Source organism: Streptomyces sp. NPDC054796, assembly GCF_053611545.1.
In genome coordinates, this window is sequence record NZ_JBSHAO010000010.1 from 71,573 (window position 1) to 89,226 (window position 17,654).

A 17,654-nucleotide genomic window follows, 5' to 3' on the forward strand; every position below is an offset into this window, starting at 1 on the left:
CGAAGAGGGAACCCGTGCCCATGGACCCGCCGCCGCAGGCGGCCTCCTCGCCCCTGGTCCAGGACGCGGCCGGGGACGCCGTCCGCGCGGCGCTGCGCGCCGTACGCCGCAGCCGCCGCGCACACACGCGCCGCACCCTGGCCGTCTCGCTCGGCCTGCTGGCCGCGCTCGCGGCGGCCCTGTGCTGCTCGCTCGCGTACGGGGACCTCACGCTCCCGCTGTCCGACGTGCTGGCCGCGCTCGCGGGCGGCGGCACGGGCGGCGCCGACTTCATCGTGCTGGAGCTGCGGCTGCCCAGGGCGCTCACCGGCATCCTCGTCGGGGTGGCCTTCGGCCTGTCGGGCGCGGTCTTCCAGACGCTGCTGCGCAACCCCCTGGCCAGCCCCGACGTCATCGGCGTGAGCGCCGGGGCGAGCGCCGCCGCCGTGGCGGCGATCGCGCTGTTCGGCCTGGGCGGCGCCGCGGTCTCGGCGAGCGCGCTCGCCGGCGCCGTGCTGGCCGCCGCGCTCATCCATCTGCTCGCGTGGCGCCGGGGCGTGACCGGGTACCGGCTGGTGCTGGTCGGCGTCGGGGTCTCCGCCGTGCTGATGAGCGTCGTCTCGTACGCGATGACGCTCTCGGAGACCGTCGTCGCCGAACAGGCCAAGGTCTGGCTCACGGGCAGCCTCAACGGCCGCGACTGGTCCCACGCGGTGCCCCTCCTGGTGGCCCTCGCCGTCCTGCTGCCGCTGACGGCGGCCGGGTCACGGGCGCTCAAGGTGCTGCAACTCGGCGACGACACGGCCAGGGGGCTCGGCGCCCGCACGGAGCGCGCACGTGTGCTGCTGCTCCTGTGCGCGGTGGCGCTCGTCGGTGTTGCGACGGCCGCCGCAGGGCCCGTGGGCTTCGTCGCCTTCGTGGCGGGGCCCCTCGCGCGCGGGCTGCTGCGGCGCGACGATCCGGCGCTGGTGCCCTCGGCCCTGACGGGCGCGCTGATCGTGCTGGCCTCCGACTTCGTCGCGCAGCACCTGCTCGGCGCCCGGCAGTTCCCCGTGGGCGTGGTCACCAGCGTGGTCGGTGCGCCCTATCTGCTCTGGCTCCTGGCCAGGTCCAACAGGGGTGGGCGCGGCGGATGACGGACACACGGCGTGCCCCGCACGGCACGCGCGAGCGGGCGCGGGGCCGGGCTCGCGGAACGGGCCAGGCCGGGCCGGGACGGATCGGGCGCCGGAACGGACCGGGCGGCGGTACATCGGGCCGGAACCCGTCGAGCAGCCACACATCCCGCGACACATCGGGTCGCGACGCATCGAGCGGCGCCACATCGAGCCGCGCCACATCGGGCCGGAACGGATCGGAGCAGGGGCGATGACGGCAGGGCACACGCTGAGCACGGAGGACCTCCGGCTCGCCTACGACTCCCGCGAGGTCATCAGCGGCCTCTCGCTGGAGATACCTCCGGGCCGGATCACGATGATCGTCGGCCCCAACGCCTGCGGGAAGTCGACCCTGCTGCGCGGTCTGGCCCGGCTGCTCGCGCCCTCGGCCGGTGTGGTGCGGCTCGACGGTGAGAGCATCCACGGCCTGCCGCCCAAGGAGGTCGCGGCCACGCTCGGCATCCTGCCGCAGAGCCCCGTCGCGCCCGCCGGCATCACCGTCACCGACCTCGTCAGCAGGGGGCGCTACCCCCACCAGGGCTGGTTCCGGCGCTGGACGGAGGAGGACGAGGAGGCCGTGGCCGAGGCGCTGCGGGCCACGGACGTGGCGGAGCTGGCCGCACGCGACGTCGACGAGCTGTCCGGCGGGCAGCGTCAGCGGGTGTGGATCGCGATGGCCCTGGCCCAGCGCACGGACCTGCTGCTGCTCGACGAGCCGACGACGTATCTCGACATCACGCACCAGATCGAGGTGCTGGATCTGCTCACGGACCTCAACCGCACGCACGGCACGACCATCGTCGTCGTGCTGCACGACCTCAACCTGGCCTGCCGCTACGCCGACCACCTCGTCGCGATGCGCGGGGGAGAGGTGCGGGCCGAGGGGCCGCCCGCAGATGTCGTCACGGAGGAGACCGTCTCCGAGGTGTTCGGGCTGCGCTGCGCGCTGACGCCCGACCCCGTCTCGGGGACTCCGCTGATCGTCCCGGTGGGCCGTCACCACTGTGACGAGGCCCAGGTACCGAAAAGTATTTAGGTGAGGCTAACCTAAGCTCATGATCGGTAGAAGCGTTTCCCCGGCCCCATCCCTCCGCAGACGAGCGGGACTCGGTCTCCTCGCCGCGCTCCTCGTCGTCCCCCTCGCCGCCTGCGGCGGCTCCCAGGACGGCGGCACGGCGACGTCGGACACGGAAGGAGGAGCCGCCGAGGGCGCCTTCCCCGCGAAGATCTCCACGAAGTTCGGCGACGTCACGGTGGAACGGGAGCCCCGGCGCGTCGTCGCCCTGGGCTGGGGCGACGCGGAGACCGCGCTCGCGCTCGGCGTGCAGCCGGTGGGCGCCAGCGACTGGCTCGCCTTCGGCGGCGACGGCGTGGGCCCCTGGGCCAAGGGGAAGTACGACAAGTCGCCGAAGCTGATCGGCACCCTGGAACCTGAGCTGGAGAAGATCGCGGCGCTCAAGCCCGACCTGATCCTGGACACCAAGTCCAGCGGCGACAGCGCGCGCAACGAGATGCTCTCCAAGATCGCCCCCACCGTCTCCGCACCCTCGGGCGGCGACCAGTACAAGCTCTCCTGGCAGCGGCAGCTCTCCATGGTCGCCAAGGCGCTCGGCCGCTCCGAGCGCGGCGAGGAGCTGAAGAAGCAGACCGACGCGCACTTCCGCGAGACGGCGGAGGCGCACCCCGAGTTCAAGGGGAAGACGATCACCCTGGGCGCCTACTCGGGCGGCGGCTACGGCGCCTACGTGCGCGGCGGCGGCCGGGTCGAGTTCGCCGAGGCCCTGGGCTTCCGCAACAGCCCCGCCGTGCAGAAGCGGGCCGGCAAGGGCTTCTCCATCGACATCTCCCGCGAGAAGCTGAACCTCCTCGACGCCGACCTGACCGTCATGACCCCCATCGGAGTGAAGCCCGAGAAGATCGCCGATGACCCGCTGTACCAGGCGGTGCCGTCCGTCGAGGACGGCCGCTCCGTGATCTTCGATGACCGCTCGATCAGCTCGGCTTTCGCCACCAACACGGTGCTGTCCCTGCCGTACGCGCTCAAGAAGGTCACGCCCCTCTTCTCGGAGGCGCTGAAGAAGGGCGACTGAGCGCCGCCCCGGCACCCTCGGACGCGGTGCCGTCGGACGCCGTGCCGTCGTGGGCCATGACGAGCAGTGCCATGTCGTCGTGCCGGGTCCCGCCCGCCCAGTCGGTGACGGCGCCGACCAGCGAGGTGATCAGGCCCTCCGGGCTGAGCTGCGGCTCGGGGCGCCAGTTCACCAGCGGGTCGAAGAAGTCGCCCTTCCCGTTCCGGGCCTCGGTCACCCCGTCGGTCAGACACAGCACCTCGCAGCCCGGAGGGAAGGGCACCGTCTCGGGCTGCGGGGGCACCTGCTGGGAGGCGAGGGCGCCCATGCCCAGGGGCAGGCCCGTCTCGCGGGTGGGCAGCTCGGAGACCGTGGAGCCCTCGATCAGATACGGGCCGGGATGGCCGCGGTTCAGGATCTGGAGCGAGGTGTGGTCGGGCGACACCTGGACGAGCAGCGCCGTCGCGAACGCCTCCGACGGAATGGGGTCCGCCTCGGCCGACTGCTCCCGGTTCAGCGCCTCGTCCAGGCGCACGGCGAGCCCCGCCAGCTCCGGTTCCTCGCCGGCCCGCTCACGGAACGCGCCGATCAGCACCGAGACCACGGCGACCGCCGGGAGCCCCTTGCCGCGCACGTCCGCGATCAGCATGCGCATGCCGTAGGGGGTGTCCTGGACCGCGTAGAGGTCCCCGCCGATGTGGGCCTCCGTGTCGGCGGCCTCGTACCGGCACGCGATGTGCACGGGGCCCACCTGCACCGGCGGCACGGGCAGCACGACGCGCTGCAACTCCTCCGCGACGGTGCGGACGAGGCCGAGGCGCCGCTCGGTGCGGGAGAACGCGAGGTTGAGGTCGATGCCGATCAGCCCGGCGACCAGTACGCTCGCGGGCCGGATCACCTGCTCGTCCGGCGGCAACTGGAAGACGTCGGGCGCGAGGTATCCGACGAGGACGGCGGCGCAGCATGTCAGCACGACCGACATCGTGTAGCGGAAGGAGGACACCGCGGCGGCCAGCACGCACGCGAGGCAGTAGAACGCCGTACCGCTGATGTAGTCCGGCGCCCAGATGTCGATGACCACCGCCGCCAGCACGATGACCGGCGGTACCCACTTCACCCGCGCGGGTGCTCGGTCTCTGAGCCGGTCCATCGCGTCCTTTCCTCGTGCCCGCGCCGGCGTGCCCGGCCGACGGCGGGTGTCCCTCCGATTCCACGCCAGCCGGGGCCGCGCGGCGACCCGCGTGGCCCCCGCGAGTGACGCACCTGGCGCTCGACTCCGCCGTTCCGGGCCCGGTCCGTACGCCGTACGGGTGTGGCCCGTGCGAGCGACGGGGCACGGGTTACGGGGTGGCCGACTGGGGAGGCTCCGTCGAACCCGGCGCGCGGAGACGGCCACGCGGCACGTGACGCGCGCCGGAGCGGACGACGAGGACGAGGTGAAGGCGCGGATGACGGACGGCCGGACGAGCATCGAGCGGGCGCACGCCCTGGACGGAACGGCGCAGGCGATCGAGGCCCACTACAGGGACTGGGCGAGCACCTACGACAGGGACGTGCTCGGCGAGCGGTACGACGCACCGGAGTTCATGTGCGAACTGTTCGTCGAGCTGTCCGCGCAGTGGCCCCGGGGCGCGAGGGAGCGGGCGAGCCTGCTCGACGCCGGGTGCGGCACGGGGCTCATAGGCGTCGCGCTGGCCCGGCACGGCCGGTACGCGCTCGACGGCTTCGACCTGAGCGAGGAGATGGTCGAGCGGGCCCGCGGCACCGGCGCCTACGGCACGCTGTGGGGCGGCGTCGATCTGAACCGCCCCGAGACCCTGCCCGAGCGCACCTACGACGCCACCCTGTGCTCCGGTGTCTTCGCGCCGGGACATGTGCGGCCTGAGGCACTGTCCGCGCTGCTGCGGGTGACGGCGCCTGGCGGGCTCGTCCTGGTGAACACCCGCGACAGCTACGCGGAGTCCTCCGGCTTCGCCTCCCACGTCGGCGAACTCGCCAACGCGGGCCGCCTGGACCTGCTGCGCCATGTGGAGGACGCGCCCTACATCGGCACGGAACGCGCCCAGTACTGGGCGCTGCGGGCCCGCTGAGACGGTTACGCGCACCGCCTGTCGCACCGCCTGTCGCCCTGCCCGTCGCACCGCCCGTCGTGCGGGCCGAACGCGGCGAGCGCGTCCTCCGCGCTGGAACGGGCGTGGACGTACTCCCCGGCCCAGGCGTCCGCGTCGGGGAAGGCCGAGGCGGCGGCGATGCGGGCCCGCGCCGCCGCGTAGTCGTAGGGCGTGCGGCGCAGCGTGATGCCGGGCCCGAGCAGGGCCCAGTGTGCGCCGGGACGTCCGTAGGGCATGCCGACGCTGCCCGGGTTGACGACCGTGCGGCCGTGCACGACGCGGGTGAACGGCACATGCGTGTGGCCGCACACCACGGTGCCCACACCCGCGTCGAGCCCGGCGGTGACCTCGTTCCAGCGCTCGGTGCGGGAGTCGACGAGCACGACCTCGGCGTCGTCGCGCGGGGTGGCGTGGCAGAACAGGACGCGGCCGAGTCCCTCGACGTCCAGCTCGGCGGTGAGCGGCAGGGCGGCGAGCCGCGCGCGCTGTGCGGCGCTGATGCGGCCCGCCGCCCAGTCGGTGACGGGATCGCCCGTGGGGCGGGCCTCGGCCAGTTCGCGGTCGGCGTTGCCCCGTATCCACAGGGCGCGTTCGCCGAGTGCTTCGAGCGCGTCGAGGGTTTCCACGGGCAGCGGACCCGCGGCCAGGTCGCCGGTCAGGACGATCCGGTCGGCGGCACGTACGTCGGGCTCGGCGAGCACGGCCTCCAGCGCGGGCAGCACTCCGTGGATGTCGGACAGGACCGCGACATGTGACGTCATACGGGTGGACGGTAGGGCCGCCGGGCGGTGCGGGTGGCGGGTTGCGCGCGGAGCGAACCCGCCGCCTCCGCCTCCGCCTCCGTTACGGGCTACGGACTACGGGCCTCGCGCCGGGCCGGTCCTGTCGGCCCGGACGGACGCCATCGCCCACGGGCTCACCCCTCGTCCGCGCGGGACCCATGACCGTCGGCCCGCGTCGCGGTGCGGTGGACCAGGCCGTCCAGGATGAGGGCCAGACCGGCCTCGAATGCCGACTCGTGGTCGATCACGGGCATGTCGGCCGGTAGCTCCGAGCCGTCGCCGGGCCCGGCGTCCGCCTGTTCCTCCAGGACACTGCCGACCGTGAAACGGCCGGCGGCCAGCATCGCCATCCGCGCGTCCCGCTCGGGCACCCCGGAGGAGACCAGGAAGTCCATCTTGCGGCGGATCCGGTCGAGGTCGTTGGCGGGGGTGCTGCCCGCGTGGAGGCGTGCGCCGTCCCGGCGCATCAGCAGGGTGCGCCGGAAGCTCCGCGTGTTGTCCAGGAACCAGTCGCGCCAGTCGTCGCCGGGCATCGGCAGCGGGGCGGCGGCGTGCGGTGCCATCGCCGCCTCCGCCATGGCGGCGAGGAGGTCCTTCTTGGTGCGGAAGTACCAGTAGAGCGAGGGCTGTTCGACGCCCAGCCGCTTCGCCAGCCGCCGGGTGCTGACCGTGTCCAGGCCGACCTCGTCGAGCAGATCGAGCGCTCCGGAGACGACGATCTCACGGTTCATCTTGGTCACATTGACAAATCTATCACTGATAGACAACTCTCGAAAAGGAATCATTCACCGATAGATTTTTGGGGTGACGGGCATGGCCGACGGATCGGGAGCGCGCCCCCTGCGGGTCCTTGTCGCAGGGGGCGGGATATCAGGCCAGGCGCTGGCTTTCTGGCTCACGCGGGGCGGCCACAAGGTGACCGTCGTCGAACGCTTTCCGGCGCTGCGGGCCACGGGCGCGCAGGTCGATCTCCGGGGGCAGGGCATCGAGGCCGTCGAGCGGATGGGGCTTCTCGACGCCGTCCGCGGCAAGCTCGTGGAGGAGGCGGGTGTCGCCTTCGTCGACGCGCGCGGCAGGGCCAGGGCGACGATCATGGCCAACACCTCAGGACGTGGCAGGCAGACCCTCACATCCGAGTACGAGATCATGCGCGGTGACCTGGTGCGCATCCTGTACGAGGCGTCGAAGGACGACACCGAGTACGTCTTCGGTGTGAGCGTGGACGGCTTCGAGCAGGACGAACAGCGGGTCGTCGCGCACTTCTCCGATGGCTCCTCCGGCGAGTTCGACCTCCTGGTGGGCGCGGACGGGCAGGGATCGCGCATCCGCCGGGCGATACTCGCCGCGGACTTCGACCCGTACTGGCGCGTCGGCATCCACATGGCCTACTGGTTCATCCCGCGCACAGCGTCCGACGGCAATATCCGGGACACCTACATGGCTCCGGGCGGCCGTCAGATCATGCGCCGCAGCCACAACCCGGCCGAGACCCAGGTGTACTTCGTGCTGCGGGAGGAGTCGGAGGAAGCCTCAGCGATCCACCGGAAACCCGTCGAGCGCCAGCGGGAGTTCTGGGCGAGCAGGTTCCGCGACGCGGGCTGGCAGACAGGGCGCTTCATCGACGGCATGCGGACGAGTCCGTTCTTCTACTCCCAGGAGGTCGTCCAGGTCCGGACCGGTACCTGGTCCAAGGGGCGCGTGGTCCTCGCCGGTGACGCCGCCCACTGTGCCTCCCCCTACAGCGGCATGGGCGTCTCCGGTGGCCTGGTGGGCGCCCACGTCCTGGCCGGTGAGATCAACCGGCACCCGGGCGACCTGCCGGCCGCGCTGGCGAACTACGACAGCGTGCTGCGGCCCTTCGTCGACAGGATCCAGGGCGAAGTGAATCCGCGTCTCCTGCGCCTGGCCATGCCGACGACCCGGCGTGCGATCGCCGCCTTCCAGGCCGCCACCGCGCTGGCCTGCTTCCTGCGCGTTCCCGGTCTCGTCGCGCGCTTCTCGAAGGAGGACCGCGGCGGAGGCCGGCAGCTCCCCGGGAACCCGGCACCGGTCAGCGCCGGCTGAAAGCGGCCGGACACCGGGGCCGATGGCCGTCGCGAGCGGCTTTCCGTCGGTCAGCCCGGTTCCGGTTCCGCTGCCGGTTCCGGTTCGGCTTCCCGCTCCGGCCCGGCACCGGCCGTCGCCGCTTCCCCCTGCGCGGCGGTCCTGGCGACGGGCACCACGACCGGCGAACCGTCCGAGGGCGCGGGGACGATGTCGGCCCGTACCCCGTACAGCTCCTGCACCAGCGCCGCGTCCAGCATCGTCCGGGGCGGGCCCGAGGCGACGATGTGGCCGTCGCGCATGGCGAGGAGGCCATCGGCCCAGCGGGCCGCCGCCGCGAGGTCGTGCAGCACCATGACGACGGTCCGCCCGCCCGCGGCGATCTCCCGTACCAGCTCCAGGACTTCGAGCGCGTGCCCCATGTCGAGCGCGCTCGTCGGCTCGTCCAGCAGGAGCAGCGGGGTCTGCTGGGCGAGGGCCATCGCGAGCCAGCACCGCTGCCGCTGCCCGCCGGAGAGGGTGTCGAGGCGGCGCCCGGCGAGCGCCGCCGTGCCGGTGGCGTCGAGCGCGTCCCGCACGGCGCGCTCGTCCTCCCGCGACCACTGGCGCAGCAGTCCCTGGTGCGGATGACGGCCGTAGCGCACGAGCCCGGCGACGGTCACCGCCTCGGGCGCCCGCGGGGACTGGGGGAGGAGCGCGACCCGGTGCGCGGCCTGGCGCTGCCGCAGCCGCCACACGTCCGTGCCGCCGACGCGCACGGTGCCCGTGTCCGGCCTGTGCAGCCGGGCGACGGCGCGCAACAGGCTGGACTTTCCGCAGCCGTTGGGCCCGACGACCGCGAGGACCTGGCCCTGCGGCACCTCGAAGGTGACGTCGCGCACGGCGGTGTGCTCCGCGTAGCCGACGGTGAGCCCGGACACCTCCAGCGCGGGGTTGCGGGTGCCGTCAGCGGTGGCCGGGTCGGGGGCGGCACGCACGGCCGGGGCGGCCGGGGCCGAAGGGGCGTCTTCCCCGGCGGGGGCGGTCGTCGGGCCGGTGGGGGTGGGGGCTGTCACGTGGGTCATGCCTTTCCCGCTGTCGCGTCCACACCACGGCGGCCGAGCAGCGTCCACAGGAGGAAGGGGCCGCCCAGCACGCTGGTGACGACACCGACGGGTATCTCTACGGGAGCGATGACGCGGCCCAGCGCGTCGGCCGCCGCCACCAGCGCGGCACCGGTGAGGGCCGAGCCGAGCACCGGCACGCGCGCGGGACCCGCGAGCCGCCCTGCGATGACGGGCGCGGCCAGTGCCACGAAGGAGACGGGTCCGCCGATGCCGACGGCGACCCCGGCGAGCGCGACGGCCAGCGCCAGCGCGACACCCCGCACCTTCGGCACGGAGAGCCCCAGGCACGCGGCGGTCTCGTCGTCGAACCGGAGGACGTCCAGCCGCCGCCCGGCGACGAGCGAGAGCGGCAGCAGCGGGACCAGGCAGAGCGCGAGGGGCAGCGCGACGGCGAGGTCACGGCCGCTGAGGCTGCCGACGCTCCACAGGAACACCCCGCCCGCGGTGTTGTCGTTCTGCCGGGAGAGCACGAGATCGGTGACGGCGCCGACGACGGCGGAGACGCCGATGCCCACGACGAGCACGCGGTAGCCGCGCGTCCCGGTGCCGCCCGCGAGCAGCGTGACGAGCGCAGCGGCCGCCGCTGCGCCGATGGGGCCCAGCCACCAGTCGCCGATCATCGCGGTGGAGGAGCCGACGACGGAGGCGACGACGACGGCGGTCGCGCCCTCGTTGACGCCGATGATGTCCGGGGTCGCGAGCCGGTTGCCCGCCAGCGCCTGCGTGAGGCAGCCGGAGACGCCGAGCGCGGCGCCGACCATGAGCCCGACGACGACGCGCGGCAGTCGGAACTCGCGCACGAGCATGACGTCCAGGCTGTCGCCGGTGCCCAGCAGCCCGCCGACGCTCTGGCCGAAACTCATGCCGCTGGAGCTGGCGAGGGTGCCCAGCACGACGACGACCGCGATGACGAGCCCGAGGCCGACGGCGACGAGCGCGGTGCGCGGCGGGAAGAGCCACGAGAAGGTGCGGAAGCGGACGACGACGCTGTCGGGCGGGGTGAGGGGTGGGTGCGGAGCGTGCGGCGTCTGCGGGCCGGGCGGGGCGGGCAGGGTGCCCTCCGACGGCCCGGGACCGGCCTCCGGCACCTCCGCATCCGGTTCCGTTTCCTGACGTGGTGTCATGCCGCGCCTCCCGTCAGCGTGCCCCTGTCCGTGCGGGCGATCCAGATGAGCAACGGCCCGCCGAGCAGCGCCAGCAGCACGCTCACCGGCGTCTCCCAGGGCCGCATCACCACGCGCGCCAGGACGTCGGCGGCGAGCGTGACATCGGCGGCGACGAGCGCGGAGAGGAGCAGCTGCGCCACGATGCGCGGCCCGGCGAGGGCGCGTGCCGCGTACGGGGCGAGGAGGCCGAGGAAGGCGATGGGCCCGGCCAGCGCGACGGCGGCGCCGGTCAGCAGGGTGACAGCGCCGACGGCGGCGAGCCGGACACGGCCCGGGTGGTGGCCCAGGGCCCGCGCCGCGTCGTCGCCGAGTGCCAGCGCGGAGACGGGCCGCGCGGTGAGCAGCGCGCACAGCAGCCCGACGCCGACGACGGGGGCCATGGCCCGTACCGCCGAGGCGTCCACCCCGGCCAGCGAACCGATGGTCCAGTAGCGGTACTCGTCGAAGGTGGAGCGGCTGCCGAGCAGCACATAGGCGGTCGCGCCGTGGAAGGTGGCGCCGAGCGCGGACCCGGCCAGCACCAGCCGCAGCGGCGAGCCCGCCGCGCGCCCCGAGGCGGCGATCAGCAGCACCACGGCGCTGGCGGCGAGTCCGCCAGCGAGGGCCCAGCCGAGCATTCCGTAGGCGGAGTTCACCCCGGCCCAGGTGAGTCCCGTGACGACTCCCGCCGCCGCGCCCGCGTTGACGCCGAGCAGGCCGGTCTCGGCCAGCGGGTTGCGGGTGACGGCCTGGAGGAGCGCGCCCGCCGTGCCGAGTCCGGCGCCGACCACGACGGCGGCGAAGGTGCGCGGCATCCGCACGTCGCCGACGGCGAGCTGGAGTTGCGCGTCCGCGCGGGCACCGGGGTCGCCGAGCAGATAGGCGAGGGCGCGCCCCGCGGGCGCGTCGCCCGTGCCGATGAGCAGCGAGAGCAGCGCGAGGACGAGCAGCGCGGCGGTGAGGGCGAGCGCGGCCCACAGCACTGTGCGGCGCCCAGCGGCTGGACGGGCCCGCCCAGCCCGTCGGGCCGTAGCCGTTGGCGGGGAATCCGCGCTGTTGGTGACGTCGGGGCTGCCCCGGAGCACAGGAAGCATTAGGTTAGCCTAACCTAAGTCCTCCTCGATGCGGTCCGGCCCCCGGACCGCCGTGACCTGTACGGGAGTTGTCCATGCCTCGTCTGTACGGCCGGTCCGGCCGCGCCATCCCCGTGATCCCCGCCGTCTCCGGCACTCGCCCCGCGCGCCGTCGGCTGGCGGGGGCCGCCGTGCTCGCGGTCGTCGTCCCGCTCGCGCTGACGGGGTGCGGCGCGGAGGAGTCCGCGGGCGCTGAGGGCTCAGGTGGAGCGAAGGGCGCCACCCGCACGGTCGAGGACGCCACGGGCGAGCGGGTGAAGGTGCCCGAGAAGCCTGTGAAGGTGGTGACGCTCAGCGAGATGGACCTCGACAGCGCGCTCGCGCTGGGCGTGAAGCCCGTCGGACTGACCGCGGGGCGGGGCCAGAAGGGCGCGCCGGAGTACCTGGCGGACAAGGCCGAGGGGATACCCCTGGTCGGCGCCGTGACGGGGCCCGACGTCGAGAAGGTGGCCCGGGCGAAGCCGGATGTGATCCTCGCGGGACAGGTCGCGGACAAGCAGGTGCTGCGGCAACTGCGGGCCATCGCGCCCACCGTGGTGACATTCGCGAAGAGCAACGACTTCAAGGACGCGTTCGACCTCACGGCCAAGGCGCTCAACAGGCAGGAGCGCGCGGAGAAGGTCCTGGGTGCCTACGACGAGAAGGTCGCGGAGGTGAAGAAGGGTCTCGGCGACAGGGCGGGGTCCACCGTCAGCGTCGCCCGCTACAGCACCAAGGGCACGGCGCTGATGCAGCAGGGCGTCTTCGTCAGCGACGTGCTCAAGGACCTCGGCTTCGAGCGGCCCGGAATCCAGAAGGAGCGCGGCGAGGGCCACTCGACCCCGATCAGCGACGAGGACATCGCGAAGGTGGACGGCGACTGGCTGTTCATCGGCACCCTCTCCGCGCAGGGCGAGGATGCGAAGCTGCTGAAGGAGCTTCAGGGGAAGCCCGCCTACAAGGAGCTGGACGCCGTGCGCGAGGGCCACGTCACGGAGATCGACGGGTCGAAGTGGACCAGCCTGGGCGGTCCGCTGGCCGCCGGCTCGGTGCTGGACGACATCGAGAAGGCGATGGCCGGGTGACCTTCCGCGGGGGCGTTCCGGGTGCCCGCGCGAGCTTTTCGCGAGTCCCGGAGGGCTCACAGAAAGCCGTGTTAGGTTAGCCTTACCTAAGTAAGAAGTCGATCTCTGGGAGAGGTGTGCGCGTTGCCTTCGCAAGCGACTGAAACCGAACTCGTCGGCAGAACGGCACTGGTCACGGGAGCGGGCGCGGGCATCGGCGCCTCCGTCGCCCGTACGCTCGCCGACCGGGGCGCCCGAGTCGCCGCCGTGGACCGCGAGTCCGAGGGCGTCAAAGCCCTGGAGGCCGAGTACGGCCAGGACCGGATCAGCGCGCACACCGCCGACATCGCCGACGCCGCGGCCGTCGAGGAACTGGTGGCCGAGGTGGAGCGCACCGTGGGCCCCCTCGGCATCCTCGTCAACGTGGCCGGAGTGCTGCACGCGGCGCCCGTCGTCGAACTCACCGACGAGGACTGGGCGCGGACCTTCGCGGTCAACACCACCGGCGTCTTCCATGTCTCCCGCGCCGTCGCCCGCCGCATGAGCGAGCGGCGCGACGGCCAGGTGGTGACCGTCGGCTCCAACGCCGCCGGTATCCCGCGCACGGGGATGGCCGCCTACGCGGCGTCCAAGGCGGCGGCCACCATGTTCACCAAGTGCCTCGGGCTCGAACTCGGCCGCAGCGGCATCCGGTGCAACGTCGTCTCACCCGGCTCCACGGACACCGCCATGCAGCGGGCGCTGTGGCCGGAGGGCGACGGCACGAACGCGGGGCCGCCACGCTCGGTGATCGACGGCGACCCGGACACGTACCGCACCGGTATCCCGCTCGGCCGGATCGCCGAACCCCTCGACATCGCCGAGGCCGTGGCCTTTCTGGTCTCCGACCGGGCCCGCCACATCACCCTCCACGACCTGTACGTGGACGGCGGCGCGACGCTGCGCGCCTGACCGGGCACCGGAAGCGCTGCGGGACGCGTGCACGTGTGTGCGCGCTCCGAACCGCCGCTCCGGACTGTCGCTCCGAACCGCCGCTCCGGAGACGGCCCCGGACACCTGGCCCCGGACAGGGGCGACCGTGCCGAGGCGTTCCCCGACACGGGTGCCGGTGCCCGGAGACGACCGGCCGCGCGACAGGACCGGCCGCTGTCCCCGGCCCCCGCACCCCCTCGTGCCCCGCCGCACGTCCCCGTACCAGCGCACGGCGCCGCGCCCGCGAGCCCGCGCCCGCCCGTGCCCCTCAGCCACACCCCGTGCCGCACCACATGTGCCGCACCACCCGTCCTTCCGCCCTTCCGTTGCGACCGAACGGAGCACCACGTGACCACCGCCCACGCCCTTCCCTCCTCTTCTCGCTCCTCCTCCGCATCGACGGACGTCGCGCGGCGCGTCGGCTCCGCCACGGACCTGCTGGCCGCGTACGAACCAGGGGACGACACGCGGTTCTTCGCGAGCCCCACCCGCACCCTGCTCGCGAGAGGCACCGCCGCTCGCGTGCCGCACGACGGCCGTCCGCTGCCGGAGCGGGTCGCGGCCACACTGCGCGAGCGGCGGCACGCCGGACAGGCGTCGCCCCTCGTCGTCGGGGCCGTGCCCTTCGACACCGGGGCGCCCGCCAGGCTCGCCGTGCCCGAGACCGTGCGCGGCGCGCCCGCGCTGCGCGAGGACCCGCTGACCGTGCTGCCCGCACCCGTCCCTACGCCCGCCGACTGGGAGATACGCCGGGTGCCGGAGGCCAGGGTCTACCGCGACGCGGTGACCGCCGCCGTGCAGCGCATGCGCGCGGGCGCGCTGAGCAAGGCCGTCCTGGCGCGCACCCTCGAACTCACCTCGTCGCAGCCGCTGGAACTGTCCGCGATCCTCCAGCGCCTGGCCCGCCGCGACCCGGAGGGCTATACGTTCGCGGTCCCGGCCGGACCGGGCCGCACCCTGCTCGGCGCCAGCCCCGAACTGCTGGTCTCCCGGCGCGGGACGAAACTGACCGCCAACCCCCTCGCGGGCTCCGTGCCGCGCAGCGACAACCTCGCCGAGGACGTACGTCGCGCGGCAGGGCTGCTGGAGTCGGCGAAGGACCTGCACGAGCACGCGCTCGTCGTCGACGCCGTACGCGCCGCGCTCCAGCCGCACTGCCGCGTCCTCGACGTACCCGAACGGCCCACTCTCGTGCGGACGGCCGCGATGTGGCACCTGTCCACCACCGTCACGGGCGAGCTGGCAGAGCCCGAGACCTCGGCACTGGAACTCGCCATGGCGCTCCACCCGACGCCCGCCGTGTGCGGCGCGCCCACCGACGCGGCGCGTGCGCTGATCCGCGAGCTGGAGCCCTTCGACCGGGGGCTGTTCACCGGCGTCGTCGGCTGGGGCGACGCGGAAGGCGACGGCGAGTGGGTGGTCACCATCCGCTGCGCCGAGGCCGAGCCGGAGGAGCGGCGGCTGCGGCTGTACGCGGGCGCCGGTGTCGTCGCCGCTTCCTCACCGTGGGCCGAGGCGGACGAGACGGGCGCGAAGTTCGGCACGTTCCTGGAGGCGGCGGGGGTCGAGCTGTGAGCATCACCCAGAACCGCGTCCAGGACCAGGACCGCGTCCAGGACCAGAACCGCGACCAGGACCAGGACCGCACGACGCCGTACCCCGATCACCCCTTCTGGCCCGACGAGTTCGTCGCGCGCTACCGCGCCGCCGGATGGTGGCGCGGCGAGACCTTCGGCGGGATGCTGCGCGAGCGCGCCGCCGCGCACCCAGAGAGACCCGCGCTCGTGGACCCCTCACCCGGCACCGGCGAGGCACGCCGCCGGGTGTGGACGTACGGCGAACTCGACGAGCGCGCCGACCGCATGGCCGCCGGGCTCCTGGCGCGGGGCATCGGCAAGGGCGACCGGGTCGTGATCCAACTGCCCAACATCGCCGAGTTCTTCGAGGTGGTGTTCGCGCTCTTCCGGATCGGCGCCGTCCCGGTCTACGCGCTGCCCGCGCACCGCGAACTGGAGATCACCTACTTCTGCGAGTTCACCGAGGCCGTCGCCTACGTCGTCCCCGCGCGGCACGGCGGCTTCGACTACCGCACCCTCGCCGGCCTCGTACGCGAGCGGGTGCCCACGCTGCGCCATGTGTTCGTGGCCGACGGGGACCCCGGACGGCACGAACCCCTCAGCGCCCTCTCCATCGACCCGCCGGGGCCGGGGCGGCTCGTCGTGCCGGACCCGCCCGCGCCGCACGAGCTGGCCTTTCTCCAGCTGTCCGGCGGCACCACGGGCGTGCCCAAACTCATCCCGCGCACGCACGACGACTACATCTACTCGCTGCGCGGCTCCAACGGACTGTGCGACGTCACCGAGGACACCGTCTTCCTCTGTGTGCTGCCCGCCGCGCACAACTTCCCCATGTCCTCACCAGGACACCTCGGCGTGCTCTACGCGGGAGGCCGCGTCGTCCTCGCCCCCGGGACCAGCCCCGATGTGGCGTTCCCGCTGATCGAGCGCGAGGGTGTCACCCTCACCGCGCTCGTGCCGCCGCTCGCGCATGTGTGGCTGGACACGGCTGAGGCCGAGGGCAACGGGCCGCTGCGCGGCCTGGAGCTGCTGCTCGTCGGCGGCGCGAAGTTCAGCGAGACCACGGCACGCAGGGTGCGGCCCGTGCTGGGCTGCGCGCTCCAGCAGGTCTTCGGTATGGCCGAGGGACTCGTCAACTACACGCGCCTGGACGACGACGAGGAGACCGTCGTCACCACCCAGGGGCGCCCCATCTCGCCCGACGACGAGATCCGCGTCGTGGACGACGAGGACAACGACGTGCCCGTGGGGGAGAGCGGCCACCTGCTCACCCGCGGCCCGTACACCATCCGCGGCTACTGGCGCGCCCCCGCGCACAACGCCGACGCCTTCACGGCCGACGGCTTCTACCGCACGGGCGACATCGTCAGGCTCACCCCCACGGGCCACCTGATCGTCGAGGGCCGCGCGAAGGACCAGATCAACAGGGGCGGCGAGAAGGTCGCGGCCGACGAGGTGGAGAACGTCCTCCTCGGCCACCCCGCCGTGCACGACGTCGCCCTCGTCGCACTGCCCGACCCGTATCTGGGCGAGCGCACATGTGCCTACGTCGTCCTGCGCGAGGGCGCCGAGCGGCCCAGGCCCGTCGAGCTGAAGCGGTATGTGCGCGAGCGGGGTCTTGCCGAGTTCAAGGTGCCCGACCGGGTCCAGTTCACCGACGCCTTCCCGCGCACCGGGGTCGGCAAGACCTCCAAGAGGGACCTGCGCGCCGCCGTCGCCGCACTGCTGACCACCGGCACCCAGGAGCCACCCGAGGACGGCCCGGCCTCCTGACCCCCGGCTGCCCCCGGCGCACCCCGCGCACCCCGCCGCCCCGCACCCCCGCACACCGGAACCCCTGACACACACCGGAAGGCAGCACCCCCATGGCCCTGCCCGCCATCACCCCGTACCCCATGCCCGACAAGGGCGCACTGCCGCGCAACAAGGCCAACTGGAGCCCCCACCCCGACCGGGCCGTGCTGCTCGTGCACGACCTCCAGAACTACTTCCTCGGCGCCTTCCCGCCCGACACCTCCCCGCGCACCGAACTGCTCGACAACACCGCCCATGTGCTCGGCCGCTGCCGCGAACTGGGCGTCCCCGTCGTCTACTCGGCGCAGGTCGGCGGCCAGACCCCCGAGGAACGCGGACTCCAGCAGGACTTCTGGGGCCCCGGACTGCCCGACGACGAACGCTCCGCGCAGATCCCCGCGCCGGTGGCACCGCGGCAGCGCGACACCGTGCTCACCAAGTGGAAGTACAGCGCCTTCGCCCGTACCGACCTCGCCGAGCGCATGGCCGAGGCGGGCCGCGACCAGCTCATCGTCGTCGGCGTGTACGCGCACATCGGCGTGCTGCTCACGGCCGCCGACGCGTGGATGCGGGACATCCAGGCGTTCCTCGTCGCCGACGCCGTCGCCGACTTCTCCGAGGAGGACCACCACATGGCGCTGCGCTACGCCGCAGCCAAGTGCGCCGTCGTCACCACGGCACACACCGTGCTGGCGGGGCCCTTCACCGATCAGACGCCCCGCACGGCAGAGGGGAAGTGAGCA

General features: G+C 73.5%; 16 protein-coding genes. 10 read left to right on the top strand and 6 right to left on the bottom strand.

What is annotated here, in order from left to right:
* The first annotated feature begins 20 nt into the window (after nt 1–20).
* The 3 genes from ACWGJ2_RS11125 (at nt 21) to ACWGJ2_RS11135 (ending at nt 3,226) form a co-directional block, all read left to right on the top strand.
* Nucleotides 21–1,115: a FecCD family ABC transporter permease gene (locus ACWGJ2_RS11125; protein ID WP_453345748.1), complete on the top strand. Its 1,095-nt coding sequence runs from the start codon at nt 21–23 to the stop codon at nt 1,113–1,115.
* A gap of 232 nt (nt 1,116–1,347) precedes the next feature.
* The gene (locus ACWGJ2_RS11130; protein ID WP_453345749.1) at nt 1,348–2,172 is read left to right on the top strand and encodes an ABC transporter ATP-binding protein; all 825 of its coding nucleotides are present in this window, start codon (nt 1,348–1,350) and stop codon (nt 2,170–2,172) included.
* Between the two features lie 19 nt (nt 2,173–2,191).
* The gene (locus ACWGJ2_RS11135) at nt 2,192–3,226 is read left to right on the top strand and encodes an iron-siderophore ABC transporter substrate-binding protein (RefSeq protein WP_453345750.1); all 1,035 of its coding nucleotides are present in this window, start codon (nt 2,192–2,194) and stop codon (nt 3,224–3,226) included.
* On the opposite strand, the gene ACWGJ2_RS11140 is transcribed toward ACWGJ2_RS11135, so the two are convergent.
* Nucleotides 3,186–4,355, bottom strand: a complete 1,170-nt coding sequence (locus ACWGJ2_RS11140) for a PP2C family protein-serine/threonine phosphatase (protein ID WP_453345751.1) — start codon at nt 4,353–4,355, stop codon at nt 3,186–3,188. The genes ACWGJ2_RS11135 and ACWGJ2_RS11140 overlap by 41 nt on opposite strands.
* A gap of 253 nt (nt 4,356–4,608) precedes the next feature.
* On the opposite strand from ACWGJ2_RS11140, the gene ACWGJ2_RS11145 reads away from it, so the two are divergent.
* Complete coding sequence (locus ACWGJ2_RS11145; protein ID WP_453345752.1) at nt 4,609–5,295, top strand: class I SAM-dependent DNA methyltransferase; 687 nt, start codon at nt 4,609–4,611, stop codon at nt 5,293–5,295.
* A gap of 5 nt (nt 5,296–5,300) precedes the next feature.
* Here ACWGJ2_RS11145 and ACWGJ2_RS11150 read toward each other — a convergent pair whose 3' ends face one another.
* Nucleotides 5,301–6,077: a metallophosphoesterase family protein gene (locus ACWGJ2_RS11150; RefSeq protein ID WP_453345753.1), complete on the bottom strand. Its 777-nt coding sequence runs from the start codon at nt 6,075–6,077 to the stop codon at nt 5,301–5,303.
* 155 nt (nt 6,078–6,232) lie between these two features.
* Nucleotides 6,233–6,829, bottom strand: coding sequence for a TetR/AcrR family transcriptional regulator C-terminal domain-containing protein (locus ACWGJ2_RS11155; RefSeq protein ID WP_453345850.1), 597 nt, complete (start codon nt 6,827–6,829; stop codon nt 6,233–6,235).
* Between the two features lie 82 nt (nt 6,830–6,911).
* On the opposite strand from ACWGJ2_RS11155, the gene ACWGJ2_RS11160 reads away from it, so the two are divergent.
* Entirely contained in the window at nt 6,912–8,162 is a 1,251-nt protein-coding gene (locus ACWGJ2_RS11160; RefSeq protein ID WP_453345754.1) for an FAD-dependent monooxygenase, read from the top strand.
* A gap of 50 nt (nt 8,163–8,212) precedes the next feature.
* On the opposite strand, the gene ACWGJ2_RS11165 is transcribed toward ACWGJ2_RS11160, so the two are convergent.
* Genes ACWGJ2_RS11165 through ACWGJ2_RS11175 form a run of 3 tightly spaced genes read right to left on the bottom strand, consistent with a single transcriptional unit; the run spans nt 8,213 to nt 11,486 of the window.
* Nucleotides 8,213–9,205 carry an ABC transporter ATP-binding protein gene (locus ACWGJ2_RS11165; RefSeq protein ID WP_453345755.1) on the bottom strand — a complete coding sequence of 331 codons (993 nt, stop codon included), beginning with the start codon at nt 9,203–9,205 and terminating at the stop codon, nt 8,213–8,215.
* The gene (locus ACWGJ2_RS11170) at nt 9,202–10,371 is read right to left on the bottom strand and encodes a FecCD family ABC transporter permease (protein WP_453345756.1); all 1,170 of its coding nucleotides are present in this window, start codon (nt 10,369–10,371) and stop codon (nt 9,202–9,204) included. The genes ACWGJ2_RS11165 and ACWGJ2_RS11170 overlap by 4 nt, the downstream gene beginning before the upstream one ends.
* Nucleotides 10,368–11,486: a FecCD family ABC transporter permease gene (locus ACWGJ2_RS11175; protein ID WP_453345757.1), complete on the bottom strand. Its 1,119-nt coding sequence runs from the start codon at nt 11,484–11,486 to the stop codon at nt 10,368–10,370. Before ACWGJ2_RS11175 ends, ACWGJ2_RS11170 begins: the two co-directional genes overlap by 4 nt.
* A gap of 74 nt (nt 11,487–11,560) precedes the next feature.
* Here ACWGJ2_RS11175 and ACWGJ2_RS11180 point away from each other — a divergent pair, with 74 nt between their 5' ends.
* The 5 genes from ACWGJ2_RS11180 to ACWGJ2_RS11200 all read left to right on the top strand — a co-directional run bounded on the left by ACWGJ2_RS11180 (nt 11,561) and on the right by ACWGJ2_RS11200 (nt 17,651).
* Nucleotides 11,561–12,589 carry an ABC transporter substrate-binding protein gene (locus tag ACWGJ2_RS11180; protein WP_453345758.1) on the top strand — a complete coding sequence of 343 codons (1,029 nt, stop codon included), beginning with the start codon at nt 11,561–11,563 and terminating at the stop codon, nt 12,587–12,589.
* A gap of 123 nt (nt 12,590–12,712) precedes the next feature.
* Nucleotides 12,713–13,519, top strand: a complete 807-nt coding sequence (locus ACWGJ2_RS11185) for a 2,3-dihydro-2,3-dihydroxybenzoate dehydrogenase (protein WP_453345759.1) — start codon at nt 12,713–12,715, stop codon at nt 13,517–13,519.
* A 456-nt stretch (nt 13,520–13,975) separates the two neighbouring features.
* A complete protein-coding gene (gene dhbC / locus ACWGJ2_RS11190; RefSeq protein WP_453345851.1) occupies nt 13,976–15,115 on the top strand; it encodes an isochorismate synthase DhbC in 1,140 nt (379 codons plus the stop codon).
* Nucleotides 15,112–16,890, top strand: coding sequence for a (2,3-dihydroxybenzoyl)adenylate synthase (locus tag ACWGJ2_RS11195; protein ID WP_453345760.1), 1,779 nt, complete (start codon nt 15,112–15,114; stop codon nt 16,888–16,890). Before dhbC ends, ACWGJ2_RS11195 begins: the two co-directional genes overlap by 4 nt.
* A gap of 92 nt (nt 16,891–16,982) precedes the next feature.
* Complete coding sequence (locus ACWGJ2_RS11200; protein ID WP_453345761.1) at nt 16,983–17,651, top strand: isochorismatase family protein; 669 nt, start codon at nt 16,983–16,985, stop codon at nt 17,649–17,651.
* Nucleotides 17,652–17,654: the final 3 nt, after the last annotated feature.